Raw genomic sequence first — 265 nt, forward strand, 5'->3', positions numbered from 1 at the left:
GGTAAAGAGTCCAAGACCGACACTGGCAGAAATCAGTGCTGTGGTGTTGGCACTTAAGTCATTAATCCACCAATCATGAATAGCGCTGGGTAAAAAGTTGGGAACCACATAAAACCAGATAAATAATTGAATCAGTAAGGGCACATTACGGAAAATGGTGACATAGGCTGTACCAATAGTACGTGCAGTTTTATTGGGCAAGGTACGCATGATGCCGAGAATACTTCCGAGCACCATCGCAATGCTCCATGCGACAATAGCAATG

Annotated in this window: 1 protein-coding gene; it reads right to left on the minus strand. The window is 44.2% G+C overall.

Annotated features, from left to right (window positions below):
• Positions 1 to 264, minus strand: a 264-nt coding sequence (locus LJE08_RS14115) for an ABC transporter permease subunit (RefSeq protein WP_227403592.1), incomplete at its 3' end; no start/stop codon positions are given.
• Position 265 lies beyond the last annotated feature (1 nt).

It is taken from the genome of Holdemanella sp. DFI.5.55 (assembly GCF_020593575.1).
In the GTDB taxonomy this organism is placed as follows: domain Bacteria; phylum Bacillota_I; class Bacilli_A; order Erysipelotrichales; family Erysipelotrichaceae; genus Holdemanella; species Holdemanella hominis.